The organism is Parasedimentitalea nitratireducens, from assembly GCF_057444295.1.
Window position 1 is genome coordinate 86,437 of the sequence record NZ_JBYAXC010000009.1, and the last position, 21,072, is coordinate 107,508.

Annotated in this window: 18 protein-coding genes; 3 read left to right on the plus strand and 15 right to left on the minus strand. The window is 54.3% G+C overall.

The window, feature by feature from the left end; translation table 11 throughout:
• Positions 1–36: 36 nt before the first annotated feature.
• From AC2T28_RS19900 to AC2T28_RS19920, 5 genes are all read right to left on the minus strand, one after another.
• Positions 37–1,914 (minus strand): monovalent cation:proton antiporter-2 (CPA2) family protein, encoded by a 1,878-nt coding sequence (locus AC2T28_RS19900; RefSeq protein ID WP_486750401.1) that lies wholly within the window; start codon positions 1,912–1,914, stop codon positions 37–39.
• Positions 1,915–1,993: 79 nt separating this feature from the next.
• The gene (locus tag AC2T28_RS19905) at positions 1,994–3,214 is read right to left on the minus strand and encodes a PAS domain-containing protein (protein WP_486750402.1); all 1,221 of its coding nucleotides are present in this window, start codon (positions 3,212–3,214) and stop codon (positions 1,994–1,996) included.
• Positions 3,215–3,465: 251 nt separating this feature from the next.
• Entirely contained in the window at positions 3,466–4,695 is a 1,230-nt protein-coding gene (locus AC2T28_RS19910; RefSeq protein WP_486750403.1) for a PAS domain-containing protein, read from the minus strand.
• A 119-nt stretch (positions 4,696–4,814) separates the two neighbouring features.
• On the minus strand, positions 4,815–6,035 hold the full coding sequence (locus AC2T28_RS19915) for a PAS domain-containing protein (RefSeq protein ID WP_486750404.1): 1,221 nt from the start codon (positions 6,033–6,035) through the stop codon (positions 4,815–4,817).
• Positions 6,036–6,126: 91 nt separating this feature from the next.
• Positions 6,127–6,582, minus strand: a complete 456-nt coding sequence (locus tag AC2T28_RS19920; RefSeq protein ID WP_486750405.1) for an Lrp/AsnC family transcriptional regulator — start codon at positions 6,580–6,582, stop codon at positions 6,127–6,129.
• Between the two features lie 142 nt (positions 6,583–6,724).
• On the opposite strand from AC2T28_RS19920, the gene hppD reads away from it, so the two are divergent.
• Positions 6,725–7,819 (plus strand): 4-hydroxyphenylpyruvate dioxygenase, encoded by a 1,095-nt coding sequence (hppD, locus tag AC2T28_RS19925; RefSeq protein ID WP_486750406.1) that lies wholly within the window; start codon positions 6,725–6,727, stop codon positions 7,817–7,819.
• Positions 7,820–7,912: 93 nt separating this feature from the next.
• Here the strand turns inward: hppD and AC2T28_RS19930 are convergent, their stop codons facing one another.
• Positions 7,913–10,462 (minus strand): hypothetical protein, encoded by a 2,550-nt coding sequence (locus AC2T28_RS19930; protein ID WP_486750407.1) that lies wholly within the window; start codon positions 10,460–10,462, stop codon positions 7,913–7,915.
• Positions 10,463–10,632: 170 nt separating this feature from the next.
• On the opposite strand from AC2T28_RS19930, the gene AC2T28_RS19935 reads away from it, so the two are divergent.
• Positions 10,633–11,352: an SIMPL domain-containing protein gene (locus AC2T28_RS19935; protein WP_486750408.1), complete on the plus strand. Its 720-nt coding sequence runs from the start codon at positions 10,633–10,635 to the stop codon at positions 11,350–11,352.
• Between the two features lie 49 nt (positions 11,353–11,401).
• On the opposite strand, the gene AC2T28_RS19940 is transcribed toward AC2T28_RS19935, so the two are convergent.
• Positions 11,402–12,694: an O-acetylhomoserine aminocarboxypropyltransferase/cysteine synthase family protein gene (locus tag AC2T28_RS19940; protein WP_486750409.1), complete on the minus strand. Its 1,293-nt coding sequence runs from the start codon at positions 12,692–12,694 to the stop codon at positions 11,402–11,404.
• Between the two features lie 123 nt (positions 12,695–12,817).
• Positions 12,818–13,807, minus strand: a complete 990-nt coding sequence (locus AC2T28_RS19945) for a hypothetical protein (RefSeq protein ID WP_486750426.1) — start codon at positions 13,805–13,807, stop codon at positions 12,818–12,820.
• A 138-nt stretch (positions 13,808–13,945) separates the two neighbouring features.
• Here AC2T28_RS19945 and AC2T28_RS19950 point away from each other — a divergent pair, with 138 nt between their 5' ends.
• On the plus strand, positions 13,946–14,428 hold the full coding sequence (locus tag AC2T28_RS19950; protein ID WP_486750410.1) for a hypothetical protein: 483 nt from the start codon (positions 13,946–13,948) through the stop codon (positions 14,426–14,428).
• 36 nt (positions 14,429–14,464) lie between these two features.
• Here the strand turns inward: AC2T28_RS19950 and AC2T28_RS19955 are convergent, their stop codons facing one another.
• The 7 genes from AC2T28_RS19955 to AC2T28_RS19985 all read right to left on the minus strand — a co-directional run bounded on the left by AC2T28_RS19955 (position 14,465) and on the right by AC2T28_RS19985 (position 21,014).
• Positions 14,465–15,724 (minus strand): TRAP transporter large permease, encoded by a 1,260-nt coding sequence (locus AC2T28_RS19955; protein WP_486750411.1) that lies wholly within the window; start codon positions 15,722–15,724, stop codon positions 14,465–14,467.
• A complete protein-coding gene (locus tag AC2T28_RS19960) occupies positions 15,721–16,254 on the minus strand; it encodes a TRAP transporter small permease (protein ID WP_486750412.1) in 534 nt (177 codons plus the stop codon). The genes AC2T28_RS19955 and AC2T28_RS19960 overlap by 4 nt, the downstream gene beginning before the upstream one ends.
• An 86-nt stretch (positions 16,255–16,340) precedes the next feature.
• Positions 16,341–17,327: a TRAP transporter substrate-binding protein gene (locus AC2T28_RS19965; RefSeq protein ID WP_486750413.1), complete on the minus strand. Its 987-nt coding sequence runs from the start codon at positions 17,325–17,327 to the stop codon at positions 16,341–16,343.
• A 249-nt stretch (positions 17,328–17,576) separates the two neighbouring features.
• Positions 17,577–18,665 (minus strand): molybdenum ABC transporter ATP-binding protein, encoded by a 1,089-nt coding sequence (gene modC / locus AC2T28_RS19970; protein ID WP_486750414.1) that lies wholly within the window; start codon positions 18,663–18,665, stop codon positions 17,577–17,579.
• Positions 18,662–19,360 carry a molybdate ABC transporter permease subunit gene (gene modB / locus AC2T28_RS19975; RefSeq protein WP_486750415.1) on the minus strand — a complete coding sequence of 233 codons (699 nt, stop codon included), beginning with the start codon at positions 19,358–19,360 and terminating at the stop codon, positions 18,662–18,664. Before modB ends, modC begins: the two co-directional genes overlap by 4 nt.
• On the minus strand, positions 19,357–20,133 hold the full coding sequence (modA, locus tag AC2T28_RS19980) for a molybdate ABC transporter substrate-binding protein (protein WP_486750416.1): 777 nt from the start codon (positions 20,131–20,133) through the stop codon (positions 19,357–19,359). The genes modB and modA overlap by 4 nt, the downstream gene beginning before the upstream one ends.
• Positions 20,134–20,138: 5 nt before the next feature.
• The gene (locus tag AC2T28_RS19985) at positions 20,139–21,014 is read right to left on the minus strand and encodes a hypothetical protein (protein WP_486750417.1); all 876 of its coding nucleotides are present in this window, start codon (positions 21,012–21,014) and stop codon (positions 20,139–20,141) included.
• Positions 21,015–21,072: the final 58 nt, after the last annotated feature.

The window sequence follows — 21,072 nt, forward strand, 5'->3', positions numbered from 1 at the left end:
GCGACGACATGGTAAGTAAATGAGAGCAGGCGGTTTTTACGCCTGCTTTTTCTCTTTCTGCTCAGCCAGTTCCAGCAGTGCGGTTTCGAGATCTTTCTCTAGCTCACGCGCGCGGTCAATATAGGCCTCGTTCTGACTGGAGGGCACACCGGGTTTCCAATAGTCGGCTAGATCGCGCACTGTCATCCGGTCGTGTGCATAGAACGTTTGTTCAGCTTGGGCGGCCTCATATTCGCTGAGACCGATGTTTTCCAGCACATAGCGACCGGCGCGAAGCGAGCTGTCAAAGACCTCGCGCACGATATCATTGGCGCCCGCTTGATAAAGTTCGAAAACATGAGTGCGATCACGGGCACGCGCAACGATATGCAAGTCGGGCCTGACCTTGCGTACCTGTACGATCATCTGGACTGTTTTCTTGGGGTCATCCAAAGCCACAACCAGTACGCGGGCTTTGGCCAGACCCGCAGCCTTGAGCAACTCGGGGCGGGTTGGATCGCCAAGAAAGCCTTTGACGCCAAAACGGCGCATGAGCTGGATGGCTTTCATGTCGTAGTCCAGCACCACGGTTTTGATCCCGCTGGCGCGGATCAGCCGGTTGACGATTTGACCAAAGCGACCAATGCCAGCAATGATGACTGGTCCTTCTTCATCAATCTCGTCGGGTTCAAATTCGGTTTTGGGATCGCCAAGCCGTTTGGATAGCAGGTCGTAGATGATGAATAGCAAAGGCGTGATCAGCATCGACAGGGCGACAATCAGCAACAGCTTTTCGGTCAATGCGGCGGGAATAACATTCAGCTGGCGCGAGAACGAGAGCAGGACAAAGCCGAACTCACCTGCCTGAGCCAGACCCAAGGTGAACAGCCAGCGATTGCGTCGCTTCAGCCCAAAGGCACGTCCGACAAAATACAGGATGGTGCCTTTGGCTACGATCACCAGCAGTGCCAGGCCAATCAAATCGCCAGGCTCGGACAGGAACAGCCGGTAATTGATACCTGCGCCAACAGTGATGAAGAATAGCCCCAGCAGCAGGCCCTTGAAGGGGGTAAGATCGCTTTCGAGTTCGTGGCGGAATTCGGAGTTGGCCAGAACCACGCCCGCCAAAAAGGCGCCAAGTGCAGGTGACAGGCCAACGAGTGTCATCAAAAAGGAAATCCCAACGACGATCAGCAACGCCAATGCGGTGTACATCTCGCGCAGGTTGGCGGCGTGGATATAGCGGAACACGGGGCGGGTCAGGTAGATGCCCGCCAGAATAATCAGGCCAATGGCACCTATTGTGACCAGCGTGACCGCCCAGCCTGGCAGGCCTTCGACCAAGGACAAACCACCGTGGTCGTCTACAACAGTAACGGCGGCCCGTTCAATCGAGCCATCCTGGGCTATTTGAAGCGAGGCCTGGGCTGCCAGCAGGGGCAGGAAGGCGAGGATCGGGATAACCGCGATGTCCTGGGTCAGCAAAACCGAGAAGCTGGCGCGCCCGCCGCCGGTTTGCATCAGTCCTTTCTCAGAAAGGGTTTGAAGTACGATAGCGGTTGAAGACAGCGACAACGCCAGGCCGATAGCCAATGCAACTTGCCAATCCTGGCCTGCCACCATGGCGGCGGCCATAAGGGCGAGTGTGCTGAGTAGGACCTGCAATCCACCCAGACCAACCAGTTTGTGGCGCATGGCCCATAAGGCTTGAGGCTCGAGTTCGAGACCAATCAGGAACAGCATCATAACCACGCCAAATTCTGCGAAATGTTGCAGATCCTGGGCTTCAGAGCCTACAAGACCAAGCACCGGGCCTATTATGATCCCGGCAGCAAGGTATCCCAGCACTGAACCAAGGCCTAGCCTGGCGGCAAAAGGCACAGCGATAACTGCGGCGGCAAGGTAAATTGAGGCTTGGTATAAAAAGGATTCCATGCCTTTGGTATCGCAAGGTGGTACGATATTGGCAATGGGCTTGCCGCTCTGAACCAATTTGCCCAGAGCAGCAGAGGGATTAGTGTTCGACGGTACGAATTTCAGAACTGAGATGGCCAATTCGCCCAAGCTGCGCCGAAATACGCTCTTGGAATACGCCCAACTGGTCGATGATCGCAGTCAAGGCTTCCCCTTCAGTTGAAAGACGCGCGCTCTCAATTTTGCACAAAACACGTGTCGAGCTTAGGCCAAGGAAGTGACGGTGCATGACATCGCAGGCAGTGAGAATGCGGTCGGCTTCAGCGCAGACCTCTTTTAGGCCAGAGGCTGCCTGGATATTTTGCCTGAGAATCAGCCTGTTCAGAACGGCTTGTTCATGATCCATGTCGACACCTTCAACATGGTTGGTGTCTGACTTAATGTGCTGGTCACATTCGTTCAGAATACGGGCAACGCCTTGGACAAACATGCTGTGGCTGATGGTGCCCTTGATCGCCGAGAAGTTGCTGTTTTCGCCCAAAACATTCTTCTCGAACCATTCCGACATTTCACGCGACATGGTGCCGTAGTTTTGTGACAGGACTGTTACTGGGCCACCGGCCGGTTCAATCCTAGAAGCAATGACGCGCAGATTGTGTGGAATGGTACGCATGGCTTCGAATTCCTGAACCAGTGCGTCGGTTTCCTTGAGCAGATCGGCAGCATTGGACTGCATTGTGAGATAGTCGCTGATTTTTTCATCAACAACATTGTTCAACCCCTTATCCCGGGCCACGAGCTCTTCGCTTAGCGCATGGGAGGCGAAAGCGGGGTAGTCGTCAAATCCCAATTCCTTAAGACGGACCAGCAGTTGGGCTGCGCTATCTTCGGCGGATAGGTTCTGTTCTTGTTCAGCTTTGCGCAGAGCAGCATATTCGGCTTCGATTGTCGCTAACACCGAGCTCGTAGGTTTGATCCAGGCGGATAGAAAACCACCGTCGCAGGGCATTGCAACGGCATAAACCCAGTAATAGAGCCCGTCTTTTGAGCGATTTTTGACATAGGCACCAATGCTTTTGCCGCGCTTCAAGGTGTCCCAGAAGAGGTGAAAAACCCCTTTGGGCATATCGGGATGCCGAATTATCTTGTGTGGCGCCCCCTGCATTTCTGCCCATTCATAATTTGCTACGCGTGCAAACACGTGGTTGCCAGCGTGTATTACGCCACTGTCATCGGTGCGGGAAAAAAACACCTCTTCCAGGTTGAACTGTGCTTCACCACGGAGGGTGGCGGGTTCAATGCGGCGATCGATATGGGACAATTTTGTATTCCGGTCTTGTAGTTTGGTATATCTGAAACTTACCTAATTATTCTTCCCATAAGCTTAACTGCTAAATTAAATTACAGTAAGGCTTCATGTTGTTATGTTGATCTGGCTGAGGCAGTAAGGTCGTTTTCGTTTTGAGACGGGCAAAAGATAAAACCTACCTCGGCAGATCTGACGAGGTAGGTTTGAAAAGTTTTGCTCAGAGGCTTTGGTGAGCCCAAGAACACTGACCTAGACGCTGGGGTTTATTCATTGTCCTGCGCGCGGATTGAAGTGCTCAGATGTTCGATGCGTCCAAGTTGTTTTGAAATCCGCCCCTGAAACACACCAAGTTGGTCGATGATGGTCGTGAGTGTTTCGCCATCACGCGATAGGCGGGCGCTTTCAATCTTACACAGAACGCGCGTGGAGCTCAGGCCAAGGAAATGGCGATGCATGACTGTACAGGCATTTAGAATGCGATCCGCTTCGATGTTGACATCTCGTAGTCCGGCTTCGGCTTTTTTGGTTTGCCGCGTAGTCAAATCTGCAAGAAGCTGATGTTCTTTTGCTGTATCAACGCTGTTGCAGTCTTGTTCTTTAGACTCTTTGGCAAGCTGAGTGTCACATTCGTTGAGAATACGAGCCAGGCACTCGACAAACATGCTGAGATTGACAGTGCTTTTGATTGCGGAAAAGTTACTGTTTTCGCCCAATACATGCTTTTCAAACCATTCGGACATGTCACGCGACATGGTGCCATAGTTTTGGGAAAGCACGGTTACAGGCCCACCAGCTGGTTCAATCCGCGATGCAATAACGCGCAGGTTATGCGGGATCGTGCGCATGGCTTCGAATTCTTGCACCAGAGATTCGGTTTCTTTGGTCAGCTCATCCGAGTTGGCGAGCATGGTGCGGAACTTGTTGATTTTTGGATCGGGGCTTAGGCCCAGCCCAGCATCACGGGCGATGAGCTCTTCACTTAGCGCATGAGACGAGAACTTTTCATATTCGTCGAACCCCAGGTCAGCCAATCGTGCCAGCAATTGTTTAGCACTATCCTCGGGGCTAAGGTCATCCTCGGTTTCTGCAGTCCGCAGAGCAGCATATTCGGCTTGGATTGTTGCCAGCAGCGAGCTGGTAGGCTTGATACGTGCTGAAAGATAACCACCTTCGCAAGGGGTTACGACCGCAAACACCCAATAGTACAATCCGTCTTTGGCCTGGTTTTTGACGTAGGCACCAATACTCTTTCCTTGCTTCAATGTATCCCACAGCAGCCAGAAGACGCCCTTGGGCATATCCGGGTGGCGAATGAGTTTATGAGGCGCACCCTGCATTTCGTCCCAGTCGTAATGTGCGACTCGACTAAAGACGGCATTGCCAGCCTCGATGACACCTCGGTCATCGGTTCGTGAAAAGAAAACTTCTTCTAGCGAAAAAGGAGCTTCGCCACGGGAAGGGCGGATTTTGACGTTGCGGTCGATAAAGGACACTGTGCGATTCCAGTAATTGTTAAGCTGATCTCTCTCCTTTTCCTAACAACAGAATCTTGTGGGAGGATTAATGCGGCCTTCGTTCGAGCAAACAATATGCAGAAAAGGCGCAGAGGGTCCTATCCTTCGGTCGACTGGATTTCCGCGCCAAGCACAGCAATTCGATCCAACTGCGCTGAAATTCGCGCCTGGAAGACCCCAAGTTGATCAATGATCGCTGTCAACGCTTCGCCTTCGTTGGTCAGGCGAGCGCTTTCGATCTTACAAAGGACGCGGGTAGAACTGAGCCCAAGAAAGTGTCGGTGCATCACACTACATGCTTTTAGAATACGCTCGGCTTCTATGCTTACATTCTTCAGCCCTTGCTGGGCCTGGTTACGTTGTTCCTGAACCAAATTGCTTAGAAGTTCACGTTCGCTGTCAAGGGTGTTGCCGCCAACTGATTTGTGTTCCTTTTCCAGCAACGCGTTGCATTCATCCAGAATGCGAAGCATGCATTCGATGAACATGCCGTGATTGACGATGCCCTTAATAGCAGAAAAGTTGCTATTTTCCCCGAGCACATGGGTTGCGAACCAATCTGACATGTCACGCGACATAGTTCCGTAGTTTTGTGACAATACGGTTACTGGCCCACCGGCTGGTTCAATTCGAGAAGCAATGACTCGCAGGTTGTGCGGAATTGTTCGCATTGCTTCAAATTCTTGCACCAAGGCCTCGGTCTCTTTGGCCAGTTCTTTGGCGTTTGCAAGCTTAGAACGGTAACTTTGAATGTTTAAATTGGTTGTCTTACCCAATCCCGCATCTCTTGCGGCCAATTCTTCAGCAAGCGCATGGGCGGCAAAACTGTGATAGTTGTCAAAGCCCATTGCGTTCAGTTTTTCCAGCAGCCTTTTTGCACTGTCTTCAGGGCTGAAGCCCTCTGTTTCCTCGGCTGCGTGTAGTTCTGCATAGATATCTTTGATGTCTTCGAACATCGGGCTGCTTGGCTTTATGCGAGCCGAGAGATAGCCATCTCCACAGGGAACTACGATTGCATACACCCAGTAGTACAGGCCGTCTTTTGCCTTGTTCTTTACATAGGCACCCATGCTGCGACCACGTTTGATCGTGTCCCAGAATAACCAAAACACCCCCCGTGGCATATCCGGGTGCCGGATCACATTGTGCGGCGTGCCATTCAAGTCTCCAGAATCGTAATTAGCAACACGGTGAAAAATGTCATTGCCGAATTGGATCAGTCCACGATCATCCGTGCGGGAATAAAAGGCTTCGTTCAGATGAAAGGGGGCAGCGCCAGATGCAGGGCGGATTTTAGCAGGAGATTCGTGATAGGACATATCGGTACCAGTGTAATTGAAAATGTATTAGGCAAGTTATTAGCCTTCGAACATTTCCGTAAAATTAACGCAAACAAGATGCATCAAGCCGTTAAGTGGGCAGGGGGCCATCGTGTTTGAATTGGTCCATAACAATCTGGCTTTGCACCCGAGCTACCACGGGATGAGGCAGAATGACTTGATGCAGTAGTGTGTTCAGTTCTGTCAGGTCTGCGCAGTAAACCCTTAGAAGATAATCGGCCTCTCCGGTCATGGTCCAGGCTGACGTGATTTCGGGACGTGTGCTGATCAAACTGGCAAAACTGGCGGCCTGCTCGGGGCCGTGACTGCCAAGGTGCACCTGAACAAAGCCCTGAACATGAAGACCCAGCTTTGCGGCATTCAGTTTTGCCACATAGGCTTGGATATAGCCTTCGCTTTCTAACCTCTGCCTGCGCCGTCCTGCCTGGCTGGGGGACAGGTTCAAAAGCTCACTCAGCTGTTGGGCTGTCAGATGTGCATTTTTTTGAAGCGCCGCGAGAAGCTTTGTATCTATGCTGTCGAGCATGTGCGTGCCTTTTACATGTTTCGTGTCTATTTTGCGCAAAGAACGCGTAAATGGCAAGTTTTCCACCCAAATATGCGCAAAATAAGCATGTGTTTTACACTAAAATTGACGACAACAAAAACGCGCAATCAGGAGATCAATCATGGGTCCATTTCCGCACACCGCTCCGAAATCGGTTATTTCAGAAGAAAACCCTGCTGGTACAGACGGCTTTGAGTTTGTTGAGTTCGCAAGCCCAAACCCCGAAGAACTGCGTGAGCTGTTTGCGCGTATGGGATACGAGCTGACTGGTCGTCATAAGTCCAAGAATGTTGAGCTTTGGCAGCAGGGCGATGTGACATATATCCTGAACGCTGAAGAAAACAGCTTTGCGGCCCAATTTGTGGAGCAGCACGGACCCTGTGCCCCATCGATGGGTTGGCGGGTGGTTGATGCCAAACAGGCGTATGACCATGCGGTGTCCAAGGGGGCAGAGCCTTATGATGCGGATGACAAGACTATGGATGTGCCTGCAATCAAAGGCATCGGCGGATCACTGATTTATTTCATCGACCAATACTCGGACACCTCGCCCTATAATGAAGAGTTTGACTGGCTGTGTGAGTCCAAACCGCGTGGCGACGGGTTCTTCTACCTCGATCACCTGACCCACAATGTGTTCAAGGGTAACATGGACAAGTGGTTCAAGTTCTACGGCGAGCTGTTCAACTTCAAGGAAATTCGTTTCTTTGACATTCAAGGCAAGTTCACTGGTCTGCGCAGCCGCGCGTTGACGTCGCCTTGTGGTCGGATCCGTATTCCAATCAATGAAGATGCTGGTGAAACAGGTCAGATCGTTGCTTATTTGAAAAAATACAACGGTGAGGGCATTCAACACATCGCGGTTGGATCTGATGATCTGTATTCCTCGACTGATGCGATTGCTGACAAGGGTGTCAAGTTTATGCCGGGTCCGAACGAGACCTATTATGACATGTCTTATGACCGGGTAACTGGCCATGATGAGCCCAAAGAACTGATGATGAAGCACGGCATCTTGATTGATGGCGAAGGTGTGGATGATGGCGGTGAAACCAAAATCCTGCTGCAGATCTTCTCAAAAACTGTGATCGGGCCGATTTTCTTTGAGTTCATCCAGCGCAAGGGGGACGATGGATTTGGCGAAGGCAACTTTAAAGCGCTGTTTGAATCGATCGAACGTGAGCAGATTGCAAATGGTGAGATAGAAGCTGCTTAAGGGCAGGCGCCGTTGACTAAACAAGCTGGCCCTTGGAACTTGTCGTTTCGAGGGCCTTCTCATGTAGTGTCAGGCCTTTTCGAAACTGTTTAATTAGCCGTTGGGCATCTTCAAGGTCAGATTACGGCCACCCTTTTGATACCGCAGTTCTGAATCGCCAATGGCAACCACTTGGCCACCGTCAATTCTGTCACCTACTTTGACTTTCTTGTAGCGCCCGGATGACAGGCGAACCAATGCACTTCGGTTCGAGGGTTTGCCGTAAACGCCAATCAAATTGACTTTGCGTAGGTTGATCGAGTTTTCCAAAGTTGCCTGACGCGCAACCGAAGCTGACGTTGGTATGGATGGCGTAACGGTGGCTGGAGCCACACTGGTTGGAGCCACGCTGGCTGGAGCCACGCTGGTGGTGGGCGTCGAAGTCAGAACGCCAGCAGTTGAAGCCCCGGCAGATGCAGGGATATTATTGGTATTGCGTTGGGCGCGATCAACAAGGTTAGCGAAATTTGCGGGTCTGGCTCTGGGAATAACCGAAGTCGCAATAGCCTGCTCGGTCGTGGGGAGACTATTTTCGTTGGCGGGCCTTGCGCTTGCAGGGCGGGAACGCGGCCGTTCTTGGCCGAGTTCGGCCAAGCTGAGGCCGCCTAAGTTCGCGCGCTCGGCTTGCTCGACAAGGTCATTTGGACGGGCCCGAGGCCGCAACCGCGCAAGCACGGCTTGCTGTTCTTCAACCTCGGCCTCGGCCTCGGGGTTCGAGCGATCAGGAGTTGGTGGTGGAACTCGACTGGGGCGGCCCAGGTAGACCATAACGCCATCTGGGTTCAGCGTGCCTTCTGGCGTGGCGCGGACCAAGCCACGTTCATCCAGTTCAAAGGAGCTTCCAGCTGCAGTGGGCGAGGTCACAATGTCCAACTCTAAGTCGGTCGCGTAACTGGTGGTGGGTGGCAGCGCCACCGCATCTTGTGACAGGTCTGTGTTGTCAATCGATGCGACATAGAGGTCGTCCAGCCCAATCACCGCAGGAGGGGCGGGTACATCTGGTAAAGCTTGCCAAACTCCTGTGGCAGCATACTGCGCGGCTTGGGAAAGCTCAGGGAGCGGGTTGGTGGCTGGACCAATGACATCATCGGCGAGCGCCTCGGGGTCCAATTCTGAGCGTGTTGGCTGGCGGAGTGCATCAAGAACAGCGTTGTCAGTTTCAGTAAGGAGGGCAACTTCGCTGGGGTCTGTGATCGGAGGGTCGGATAGAACTGAAAGGTTTTCAGGAAGTGCACTGACCTGTGGCGCCAAGATTTCGGGAAGCTGCTCTGGCGCTGGTTCGATCACGGGTACTGGGATTGTCGCAGGGGCACTGGTCTCTGGTTCGGCGAAGTCCTCGCCGCCGTCGGAAGACGTGGCCGGAGGGGTGTCGAACAGGTCAGCAGGGTCTTTGCCAAATGAAAACAGTGTTCCCCCTCTAAAAGCCCAAGCAGCTACAACCGCCATGAATAGTAGTAACCCGACCACCAGCACCAAGCCTAGGTAGCGCGGTTTGCCACCAACATCGATGGGTTCACTCTGGGAAAAAGGACTGGTGTTTAAGTCGGCCTCGGTCGCTGCATTTGCCAGCGCAGTCTTACGGTCATCTACAGGGCGCGCCGAATGCGGTGGTGACTCAGCAACTGGCTTTGGTTGTCGTCGACTTGAAAATGCGGTTTGCTCAGAGGCAGTGGCTTCGCTGGCAGCAGCGAGAGAGGGCGCTGAAATTTGTACTGAAGGAGGGGCCGGGTCTTCGTTTGCTGGCGAAGGTGTTGGCTGGGAGGTGATGGTCGCAGCCTCACCAGCGTCCAGTTTTTTGCCAGTCGGCTGCACTGATTTAGGTAACGCCTCTGGTGGCGGTGGCGTTTTGCCTTTGACAGGCGTAACCGGAATAACTGTGCGACTAGCGCCCTGTAACAATGGGGCCGTTGAACCCGGCTTCCCCCTCCGGCTACTAAAACCAGCAATGGGACTCGAGTCTATTTCATCTAATTCCTCTGATTCAGAAAGTGAAACAGATGTACCATTTGATGCAGTTGGTTTAGCGATAACTGGTGCAGGTGGGATGAGCGGCTTTGCGGCGGGAATAACTGCTGGGCCGATATCAACCACAGCGATCCCGTCTGGTTCAATATTGCGACCGCGTACCGCGCGCGCTGTTCCAAAAAAGGGTTCGCCAAGAAAATCCATATCGCCAGGCGCTGCAACAAAACTGGTGGGTCCAAACTTGTATTCGGTGGCAAACGTTTCTGCTTCTTCCAGAGTTTCGATTGCAACCGCTGCAACATGCGTCATCGGCCCATCCTGCGACAGGTCAAAGGCCAACTCGTTCACGCCATAAGGCGTAGCACCATCCAAAGCCGCGCGGGCCATGTCCAGTCGAGTGCCTTCATCGACTATTCCTGTTTCAATCGACAGGTAGCGGATCTGGTCGTTGGGGATAATCAGCTTGCTGGAGATCGGCTTTGGTTCAAGCTTTTCAGCCAGCGTCCGCAGTTTGGAAAGATCTGCACCAAGGTCAGGTGAACTGAGTTCAGCACTGCCAACCAACCGCCATCCTCCGGCGGCCCGGTGCAAGAGAGATATACCATCCGGAGACAGCGATAGCGCAAAGCCCGGTTTCATGTTGTGGTCAGACCATCCAATTCGTTAGTGCCAAGATAGTGTTGCAACCAAGTCGGCTTGCTGCCCAAGTTTAGAGCAGGACTCCGCCGAGGAAAAGGAAAACACTCAAATTCCTTCTTGTTTGTGGCCATTTGCACTCTCATCTTGGCAATTCGAGAAGGAGTTTTAGCATGAAAACCACTAGATTTATTGTTCCAGCATTAGCCTTTGTATTGTCTGGGGGAATTGCATGGGCAGCCGAGACCCCCATCCAACGGCAGATTTCGGTCACTGGCGAGGCCCGGATTCAGGTTTCACCAACTGTGGCTACGATAACTTTGGGGGTGACAGAGCAGGCTGATGAAGCCGTAAATGCCATGCGGCACGTGTCCAAAACCATGGTTGCGGTGATCGATCAGCTCCACAAGGCTGGTATCGCAGCCGAAGATTTGCAAACCCAGCAGATCTCGGTCAATCCAGTTTGGGCGTCAGCGGGTTCTTTGAGTTCGGGCAAGGAGCGTAAGATCACGGGGTTCATTGCCAGCAATACACTGATGTTGCGTGTGCGGGATCTTGATACCCTGGGAGAAGTGCTCGATCAGGTTTTGCAGGTTGGAGCCAATGAATTCAGGGGGCTTCGGTTTGGTGTTACAGACCCCAGCGAGGTTCAGGATGAAATTCGGGGTGCCGCCGTTAAAGATGCGATCCGCAAAGCTGAGCAGTTGGCTACAGCGGCAGGCCTAACGTTGGGGCCGGTGCTTACGATCACTGACCGGGGTGGTAACAGTGGAGGGCAGCCCATGAGGATTGAAATGGCCCGATCATCCGCTATGCCGATCGAAGCCGGAGAGTTGAGTTTTTCTCATAATGTGTCGGTGGTCTTTGGTATTGCCGACCCAGTAACAGAATAAGAAAGGCCGCGTGTTTTGCGCGGCCTTCTCATCGTTTATTGCTAAGAAGTTAGGAGCTGGCCTTGGTCAGCGCCTGATCCAGATCCGCAATCAGATCTTTTGGATCCTCAATACCAATGGACAAGCGAACTACATTTGGACCTGCGCCAGCGGCTTCCTGCTGTTCTGGCGACAACTGCCGGTGCGTGGTCGACGCGGAATGGATAATCAGCGACCGGGCGTCGCCCAGGTTGGCAACATGGCTAAAGATCTCAAGCGAGTTCACCAGCTTGACACAAGCGTCATAGCCGCCTTTGATGGCAAAGGTGAACAAGCCACCCGCACCCTTGGGATAGCAGGTTTTGGCGCGATCATAGTAAGGTGATGATGGTAGGCCAGCGTAGGTCACATAGTCGACCCGATCATCCTTCTCGAGCCAGGTTGCGATCCTCTCGGCGTTCTCCACATGGCGCTGCATCCGCAGAGACAGGGTTTCGACGCCCATCAATGTGTAATGGGCCGCTTGCGGGTTCATAGTCATACCGAGATCGCGCAGACCAATAGCAATACCGTGGAAGGTGAAGGCCAGCCCACCAAACGTCTCGTGGAACTTCAACCCGTGATAGGCAGGCTCGGGCGCGCTGAGCGAGGGGAACTTGTCGCTGGCGGACCAGTCAAAGCTGCCCGAGTCGACAATGCAGCCACCGGTGACAGTTCCGTTGCCGGTCAAGTATTTGGTTGTGGAATGCACAACCAGCGTCGCGCCTTGCTCTATTGGGCGGCAGAGGTATGGCGTAGCCGAGGTGTTGTCGACGATCAGCGGAATGCCCGCCGCATCTGACACATTGGCTAGCGCACGGATATCAGTGACATAACCGCCGGGGTTGGCGATGGATTCACAAAATACTGCGCGGGTGTTTTCGTCGATTGCCGCAGCGACAGCGTCCAGATCATCGGTATCGACAAATTTGGCTTCCCAGCCAAAACGCTTGATGGTCTGGCTAAGCTGGGTGACAGTGCCACCATAAAGCCGGGTTGAAGCTACCACATTGCAGCCGGGCTGCATCAGCGGGAACAGCGCCATGATCTGTGCCGCGTGCCCAGAAGAACAGCAAACTGCGCCCACACCACCTTCGAGTGTGGCAATCCGTTCCTGAAGAACCGCGACGGTTGGGTTGGTCAGGCGGGAATAGATAAAGCCGACTTCTTGCAAGTTGAACAACGCGGCGGCGTGATCTGCATCGCGAAACACATAGGCTGTGGTTTGATAAATCGGCGTTTGCCGCGCGCCGGTTGCCGGGTCAGGCTTGGCTCCGGCGTGAATTTGCAAGGTATCAAACCCATAGGTGGGGGCGTCGGTCATCGTGCTGTCTCCCTGATCAAATCAATTAATTGTTGGGCTCTAAAACACTCGATTGCCCCACTCAACGCAAGCGCGAACCTGGAACAGCAATTCGCAAAAGAACAGGATGCCTCGTTTTTGCGTCTATCGCATCCAGAAACCAGCCTTCTTGATCTGATTACGGATCGCCTGTTCGCGCAGGGGTAGGTTTTCGCGATCAAACATTGCGCGCACCTTCTCTCCGCGCCCCTGGAAAACCATGCGTTTGATTGGGTCTGAGCCCTTTAGCACCTTCTTGATTTTGTTCGGCGCGCTGATCTCGTGCAGCACCTCGACCACCCGGTTACTTTCACGGGCGTATAGCAGCGGCAGCAGGCGGTAGTGGCAGCTGACGTCACCGTCAAGATAGCCAGCGGGCAGCGTGTCACGACCGCCGCCAAAGGAATGGATGACCAAGGGTAAAACAATCTGGTCCAGCCAAGGATCAAGGGATTGGCCAATCAGTTCCGGTGGCAGGTCGTAGCGGACGGATTGGGCGTAAACAAGGAACCGCTTGCCAAAGGCGCGTGGGCAGGCACCGTAGAAAAAGCCTGCGTTGAAATAGAGATAGCGTTGCCAGTATTCATTGGGCTGTTTCAGATCCAGGCTGCTTTCAAAATCCAACCCAAAGCGAGTGTAAAGCGAGCGCCAGATCTCGGTATATCCGGGGCCATAGAGTGTTGGCTGGGGCCATGTTCCTTCACGCCGTAGCGAGGCCGAAGGGCGCGAGAAATCAAATGGGACCGACATTAGGTCACCAGTGATCAGCGTGTCGGTGTCAAAGAAAACAAACGGTTCGCCCTTGGGCATGGCCTGTAGGGCCTCGATCTTGTTGCCATAGGGATAGTCTTGTCCAAAGACTTTGTTCTCAAAGGGCAGGATCTCGGCGCCTAGCTGCTCCAGCGCGGCCAGCACCTCGTTATTGCGGATGCTGGGGTCGTTCTGCCATTTAGGGCTGGGCTGGGGCACTGCCACAAATAGCCGTCCGTTATAATCAGGCGAGCAATGACGCAGTGAGGCCGCAAACAATAGTGCTTCGTATTGCAGTCGCCCAGACTGACCAACGATCATGATATTGAAGGGTGTTTTGCCCATGGTGTTCCCGTCTGCCCTCATTTACCGGAGCTGGATGCCTGTTGCGGCAACTATAGGTGTGGCGCTATTGGTCCAACAGCCTACAATTTGATACTGAACACATTTTCTGGCCCGGCGTGGCTTTTGGGAGTTTTCAAGATGTTTGATCTGCTTGTTGCCATTGTTGCTGGTGCGATCCAATCCGGCGGAGATGGGGTTTCTACCGGATCGGTTGTGGTCCCGCCTGTGGCTGAGGCTGTATTGGTGGCCGAACCACAGGTCCCTTCGGGTCAGTTTACCACAGCGACAGAGGTCAAACCGATTTTGGGAATGACCAAAGCTAATTGGATTTCAGTACGGGAATTTGACGGGCAGGATTTATTGTACGTCACGCACATCTGGGCCTGGCGTTGTGGCCTGGTGCAGATGAGGCTTGGGGTGAATGGTGCAACTCCGGAAATCTGGCCTTTGCCTGAGTGTCACCTGGATCAGGGCGCGCCCAATGCGATTACCGAGGCAGATGGGTTGCCGTATCGCAACTATGAGCTGGGATCGATCAATCAAATCGAGGTGCATCTGACCTATGACGACCTGTCCGAAGAGCAGGTGGTTTTCAACCGGATGGGTCAACCACAGAACTAGCAGGCAGGGGCAGGTTGGCGCAGTGCTGCGCCAACCTTAGATCAGTGCTGTACTCAGGATTGGGAAATAGCTGAGAAGGATCAGGATCAGCGTCACCGCCACCAGGAACGGCCACAGGGCGACGAAGATCGTGAAGGGGCGTACCCCCGACATGGCCGAGGCGATATATAGGCCCACGCCAACCGGTGGGGTTAAAAGGCCTAGAACCAAGTTCAGACTGATCACCACACCAAACTGAAACGGGTCGATGTCATAGTTGTTCATGGCAATCGGCAACAGGATTGGCGTCACCAGGATTAGTGCGGCGATGCCATCAATCAACATGCCGACAAACAGCAGGCAGGCGTTGACGATCAGCAGGAACACAAACGGGTCTGAGGTGACGGAGGAAATGAACTGCGCCAGTTTCTGTGGTAGCTCTTCATAGATTACCACCCAGCCAAAGACATTGGCGGCAGCGATCATGAAGATCACCAGCGATGAATTGGTGGCGGTGCGGACAAAGAGCTTGCCGAGATCGCGGGGAGTAATCTCGCGATAAATCACCCAGCCCACGCCAAAAGCGATCAAAGACGCCACGGCTGCGCTTTCGGTTGGAGTGGCAATGCCAAACAGGATGCCGCCGACAATGGCCAGTGGGATTAGAAAGGCGGGGGCTGCGTCGCCGAGGGCACGTATGGCTTGCGGACGGGTCATCCAAGTGCCGCGTGGGAATTGCTGCTTCAGACCAATCAACGCCACGACCAGAAAGAAGGATCCGGCCATGATCAGGCCGGGGATGATACCAGCGATGAACAGATCCCCGATCGGGAGCTGTGCCAACACGCCATAGATCACGAATAGCATCGATGGTGGAATGACGGGCGCTAGAAGTCCGCCTGCCGCCGTGGTGGCTGCGGCGAAACCTGGATCATAACCCTCTTTGGTCATGGCGGGCACCATGGCGCGGCTCATCACTGCGATCTGACTGGCGGCGGAGCCGATGATGGCGGCCATGAACATATTGGCCAGTAGGTTGATATAGGCCAGACCGCCGCGAAACCCGCCAACAAACACGCGGGCTGCGTGGACAAGCCGCTGCGTCATGCCGCCTTCGTTCATCAGCTCACCGGTCAGGATGAATAGTGGGATTGCCAGTAGGCCGTAGTTTTCGACACCCGAGAACATTTGCTGGGAAAAACTGTCATACAGAACCGTATTGCCGCTTTCATAGATGTACCACAGAGCTGTCAGCGACAGCACCAGTGCAATTGGGACCGAAACAAACAGTAGGACCAGAAATACAACAGGTGTCATTGTTTTTCCTCGATCGGAGCGGGGCGGAACAGGTTGGCGGTGGCATGCAGTAGGGCACCAAAGGCAAAGAGGGGCACCACCAGCCAGACCCAGACCTTTTGTATGCCAAGCGTGTTGGTCGGTTCGGCATAGACAAAGTTGAAAGTCGCGCCCTGAAAGGCTTTGACGTCAAAGCCTTGTTTGGCCAGTTCCAGTGGCATGAACCAGCGCCAGCAGATCCAGATCAGCAGCAAGGCAAAAACAAAGATGACAACATCAACAACCCGGCTGAGCCAGTAGCCCACCCGCGCTGGTGTCAAGTCCGCGATCAAGGTGACGGCGATGGAGCTGCGGTGATGCACCGCAGCCGAGGCGGCCAGGAAACACATCCAAACCATGGAATAAATTGCGGCCTCGTCGACCCAGTAAATGGAGTTACCCATCGCGCGGGTGACCACGTTCAGCAGGATCAGTCCGGATACAGAAGCGGCAAGGGTGGCGGCGCAGAAAATCTCGACCCGCGCCCAGGTCTTGGAGGCCTGGTACAGCATGTGGCTGCCTTGTTGTCTTGATTGAAGTGGTGTTTGCCAGAGGCAAGCGCTGCCCGGTGTTGCCGGGCAGCAGGCGTTTGTTGGGCTTACTTGGCTGCGTCAGCAGCAGCACGCAGGTCTGGCAGCGACGGGGCCTTGGCCGCCCAGATCGCTTCCCACTCACCCATGACCGGGCCAAAGAACTCAGCATCCACGGTCATAACGTTGATGCCAACGCCGTTCAGACTTTCGGTCCAGGCTGGGGACTTGGCAACATAGGCGTCCAGGGTGCTGTCCACGTGTTTTGCCATCAGTTCAGAGACCATTTTCTTGTCGTCGTCGGACATCCCCGCATAGACACGGGCTGAAACCAGACCCACCATCGGGAACATCATGTGGTTGGAGATCAGCAGCGTGTCGGCGTGCTCGTAGTATTTCAGCACGTTGATCAGCTCAACATCCATGTCGATGGCATCCACTTGGCCGTTGGCAAGCGCATCATACACGGCGGGCAGAGGCATTGGGGTCGGAGCGGCGCCAACCAGATTGTAGAAATCCAGAATTGGATCAAACGGAGTGATCCGGAGTTTCTGACCTTTCAGGTCGTCGACCGAACCAACCTCACCACGGGTCAGGATCTGGCGCATACCAGCCGAGCCGTAGCCAACACCAACAACACCGGCCTCTTGTGGTAGCACATCCAGCATGCTCTTGGCGGTGTCCGAACGCAGAATGGCAGCGGCGTGGGTGATGTCATTGGCCAGGTATGGTGCATAGAATGCACCCATGTTGGGCACGCGGTTCGACACTTCGGCCACAGTCATAAAGGCCATATCAAGCGCGCCGGTTTGCAGTTGCTGCAACATCTGCGCTTCGTTGCCCAACTGGCGGGCAGGGAAGACAGTGACGCTGTGCTCACCACCGGATTTCTCGGCCAGTTCAGCGCCAAAAGCCTCGGCAGCTTTGGTCCAGACGTGGGGCGGAGGGGTAATCAGGCCAAGACGGAAGTCCTTGGCTTGTGCCACACCAGCAGCCAGAATGGCGGTGACGGCAACAGCTGTACCCTTGGCAAATGAGCGGATGTCCAGTTTCATCGAATGTCTCCCTGATAGAATCATTGTTGTTTTTGGCGAGTTTACGCAGCAAAGCGGTGCGAGAAAGGAGATTCCCGCGTCCGCTTGCTAACCAGAGACCTGGGGGATCTGCGCCGCCCTTGTGATCTCAGAAAATTCACGTGTTTATATTTTGAGCTTAAAATATCGCTGTTCGTCAAGATGTTTTCTCTGATACCGCATAACGATTGGCGAATATCATCGGCACGCGGGTCAGCACCAATATGTCTGTCAGCTTTGGCCTACATCGTGGCGCGCAACAGAAACGGACTTGATGATGGCATGACATTTCACATCTGGGGCCAGATCCAGCGCTTGGGCCGAACGGCGGGTGATCCGCGCCAACAAAAGATCTTCGCCACAGCGCATTTGCACCAAGGCGCCCGGTCCGTCACCTGTGCGTACATCAGTGATTGTGCCTGAAAGGATGTTCAGTGCCGAGAGGCCCTCAGGAGCTTTGCGTGACAGCATCACATCCTGTGCCAACACTCTGACGCGGGTTTGAGACGCGAGGGGCAGGTCAACTTTGGGTAGGAACAGTTTGCCACCGGATACGGCCAGTTCGGTCAGGCCGTCTGGGTGATGCTCCTTGATGCGGGCAGGCAGGATGGACCCGGCCTCGCGCAGTCCCAGTTGGCGTACCATCGCGGGGTCCGAGAAAACCTGTTCAGCTGTTCCAATCTGGGCGACTTTGCCGTGGTCAAGTAACACCACAGTTGCAGCAAGCCGGGCAACTTCGGCCACGGAATGGCTCACATACAAAATGGGGAGTTTGGTGAAATCCCGCAGGTGTTCCAGATAGGGCAGTATCTCATCCTTGCGGGCACTATCCAGAGCTGCAAGGGGTTCATCCATCAGCAGCATCCGAGGGTTGGACAGCAGCGCACGGCCAATCGCAACCCGCTGCTTTTCTCCACCTGACAAGGTACCGGGATGGCGGCTCAGCAGTGCCGAGATACCAAGCAGTTTTGTTACATCATCAAGGCTGGGTCCTTTACTGCCTTTGGGTGCAAACCGTGCGCCATAGTTAAGGTTTCCCAGCACAGTCAGATGCGGAAACAGCCGCGCATCCTGAAACACATACCCTAATCGGCGGCGGTGCGGCGGCTGGTTTATGTTTTCCTTGCTACTGAACAAGACCTCGGAGTTCAGCGCGACATGGCCCGCGCGCGGCGTGAGCAGCCCAGCAACCGCATTGACCACAGTTGTTTTGCCTGACCCTGACTGCCCAAACAGCGCCGTGATCCCGGCGCTTGTTTCAAAGGCCACGTCAACGTCCATATCGCCCAAGGTGTGGGATATGTTGACAGACAGGCTCATCGGCCGCTCACACGCTTTGCAGCGCGGCGCGCCAGGTATTCAGAGGCAATCAGCGCTCCCATAGCCACAACCAACGAGACCGCGACAAGTTTCAGCGCCGAGTTTTCTCCACCCGGAATTTGCAAAAAGCTATAAACGGCCGAGGGCAAGGTTTGTGTCTGGCCGGGGATGTTGGCCACAAAGGTGATGGTGGCGCCAAATTCGCCCATGGCCTTGGCAAAGCCCAGAACGGCTCCGGCGATTAAACCCGGCAGGATCAGCGGAAGCGTGACAGTTGCGAATACCCAAAGCCGGGAAGCGCCAAGGGTGGCAGCTGCCTGTTCCAGCTTTGGATCAACCGATTCAATGGCAAGCCGGATCGCACGCACCATAAGAGGAAACCCCATGATTGCGGCGGCCAGAACCGCCCCGGTCCAGCGAAACGCGAGCACAAGACCAAAGGTCTGTTCTAACCAGGCTCCAACAGGCGCGCGGCGTCCAAAGGTGATCAACAACAGATAACCAGTAACAACCGGGGGTAAGAACAGCGGCAAATGTACAATGGCGTTCAAAAGCTGTTTACCCGGAAAGGCCCATCGCGCCAAGGCGTGGGAAACGAGCACTGCAAACGGCAAGTTGATCAGGGTGGCCCACAGCGAAACCTGGAGCGACAACGCAACCGCCTGCCATTCCTCGGGGCCCAGCCAGTTGGTCATTCTGCCGCCTTTAAGCTGTTGAACCCATGTCTGGTAAACACCTCTTGGGCAGTAGGACTTTGCAGATAGTCATAAACGGCGCGGGATTCAGGGGTGACGGGCTCTACAAGCGCCAAGGGGTAGCGAATGGGGCTGTGGCTCTCAGCGGGAAACAGGCCGAGCAAACGCACCCGAGGGTCAGCGCCCAGATCAGTTTCATAGACAATACCCAAGTCGGCTTCACCCGTAGACACCAAGCGCAGTGCGGCGCGGACATTGTCGGTTTGCACCACTTTGCTCTTTACATCCTCCCAAACACCAAGCGTTTCCAGCGCTTCGCGACCGTAGATACCAGCGGGCACGGCCTTCACAATAGCCATTGCCAGCACGCGGTCATCCAGAGCATCTGCAAGGGCGACGCCGGGGGCAGGGGGGAGTCCTATTTTGCTGTCTGGAGCTGCGATCAGAGCCAGCCGGTTGCCCAATAAGTCAACGCGGCTATCGCGGGCCAACAGGCCGTCTTGCTCCAGGATATTCATCCAAGCAATGTTTGCCGAGAGAAACACCTGCGCCGGGGCGCCCTGTGTGATTTGCCGGGCCAGTGCAGAGCTGCCGCCATAAGCGATCTGTAGCTGACCACCGGGATAGTCCTGGGCCAATTCATCTAAGGCAGACTTAAGGCTAGCGGCTGCAAAAAGTGTCACTTCACCGGCGGTTACAGCACCGGGCAACAATTGAATGCAGACGGCCAGCGCGGTGCTGATGCGGAGCGAGCGGCGGATCAAGTTTCGCATGACGGTCACGGAGCAATCAAAGTGACGCCTGGAACGCGTTGTAATTGATAGATGTCTTCGTCGTAAATTTCAGTGAGATCCTCTACCAACTCGTCTGTCCAGCCGGACAAATCAAGCTCTTCTTCTATGGCGTCATCCAGCGCAAACTTGTCCAGAAACGCAGCATAAACCCGGCGCCTTTGCATTTCACTCAGGTTGTCATGAGCCTGTAGATATTCGCGTAGGCGTGTCATGCCTTCATCGGACATGATGGTGGTGAGTAAATCCAGATCCCCAAGCAGGGCCTCATTGGGTTCAAGCCCTGCCATATCACGCAAGATCTGTCCCCATATCAGAGGCATATCTTCGTAACACCAGACCGTGATTGAAATTTCCGGAACATCCTGGCGCAAGCGGGTCATCATTTCCGACCAGCGCAATTGCCGTGGGTCTGTTTGTTTTTTGACCTGACGCAGACGTCGCGGAGTTGCTTTTTCAAGCAGAGCAGGCAGGAACCCAGCCGGATTACGCAGTCCCATGAAGATTTCAATCTGATCATAGGGAAAGAGTTGCTGTAAAAACTGCATGCGCTTAACGGCTTCGGGGTACAACTCGTTGTCTTGCAGCGCGGCGCGCTGCGAGCCAAAGAAATGGGGATTAGAGAGCACCACCCGGTCAGCCTCTTCCTCGTCCAGAATGGCGTCCCAGAGAACATCACGCGAATCTGAAGCCGGGGTGCCAGCTTCAAGCGCTGCAAAACACTCTTTCAGCAGGCTGCGATACTTACCTGGGCCAGGCACGGCCACACCACGTTTTGAAAAATCTTCTTTGTTACGCAGCAGGCTTTTCAGCAGGCGGTCTTCTTCGGTGGCATGGGCACCTGTGTGAACAATTACCTGCATTTGAAAGTTACATCTCCAAGGTTTGCAACAGCATACATTGAGTAATGCGAGTGGCTCG

Coding starts and splice junctions, on each gene's coding strand:
- AC2T28_RS19900 (WP_486750401.1), bottom strand. CDS start 1,914: ATGGAATCCTTTTTATACCAAGCCTCAATTTACCTTGCCGCCGCAGTT.
- AC2T28_RS19915 (WP_486750404.1), bottom strand. CDS start 6,035: ATGTCCTATCACGAATCTCCTGCTAAAATCCGCCCTGCATCTGGCGCT.
- AC2T28_RS19920 (WP_486750405.1), bottom strand. CDS start 6,582: ATGCTCGACAGCATAGATACAAAGCTTCTCGCGGCGCTTCAAAAAAAT.
- hppD (WP_486750406.1), top strand. CDS start 6,725: ATGGGTCCATTTCCGCACACCGCTCCGAAATCGGTTATTTCAGAAGAA.
- AC2T28_RS19930 (WP_486750407.1), bottom strand. CDS start 10,462: ATGAAACCGGGCTTTGCGCTATCGCTGTCTCCGGATGGTATATCTCTC.
- AC2T28_RS19935 (WP_486750408.1), top strand. CDS start 10,633: ATGAAAACCACTAGATTTATTGTTCCAGCATTAGCCTTTGTATTGTCT.
- AC2T28_RS19940 (WP_486750409.1), bottom strand. CDS start 12,694: ATGACCGACGCCCCCACCTATGGGTTTGATACCTTGCAAATTCACGCC.
- AC2T28_RS19945 (WP_486750426.1), bottom strand. CDS start 13,807: ATGGGCAAAACACCCTTCAATATCATGATCGTTGGTCAGTCTGGGCGA.
- AC2T28_RS19950 (WP_486750410.1), top strand. CDS start 13,946: ATGTTTGATCTGCTTGTTGCCATTGTTGCTGGTGCGATCCAATCCGGC.
- AC2T28_RS19955 (WP_486750411.1), bottom strand. CDS start 15,724: ATGACACCTGTTGTATTTCTGGTCCTACTGTTTGTTTCGGTCCCAATT.
- AC2T28_RS19960 (WP_486750412.1), bottom strand. CDS start 16,254: ATGCTGTACCAGGCCTCCAAGACCTGGGCGCGGGTCGAGATTTTCTGC.
- AC2T28_RS19965 (WP_486750413.1), bottom strand. CDS start 17,327: ATGAAACTGGACATCCGCTCATTTGCCAAGGGTACAGCTGTTGCCGTC.
- modC (WP_486750414.1), bottom strand. CDS start 18,665: ATGAGCCTGTCTGTCAACATATCCCACACCTTGGGCGATATGGACGTT.
- modB (WP_486750415.1), bottom strand. CDS start 19,360: ATGACCAACTGGCTGGGCCCCGAGGAATGGCAGGCGGTTGCGTTGTCG.
- modA (WP_486750416.1), bottom strand. CDS start 20,133: ATGCGAAACTTGATCCGCCGCTCGCTCCGCATCAGCACCGCGCTGGCC.
- AC2T28_RS19985 (WP_486750417.1), bottom strand. CDS start 21,014: ATGCAGGTAATTGTTCACACAGGTGCCCATGCCACCGAAGAAGACCGC.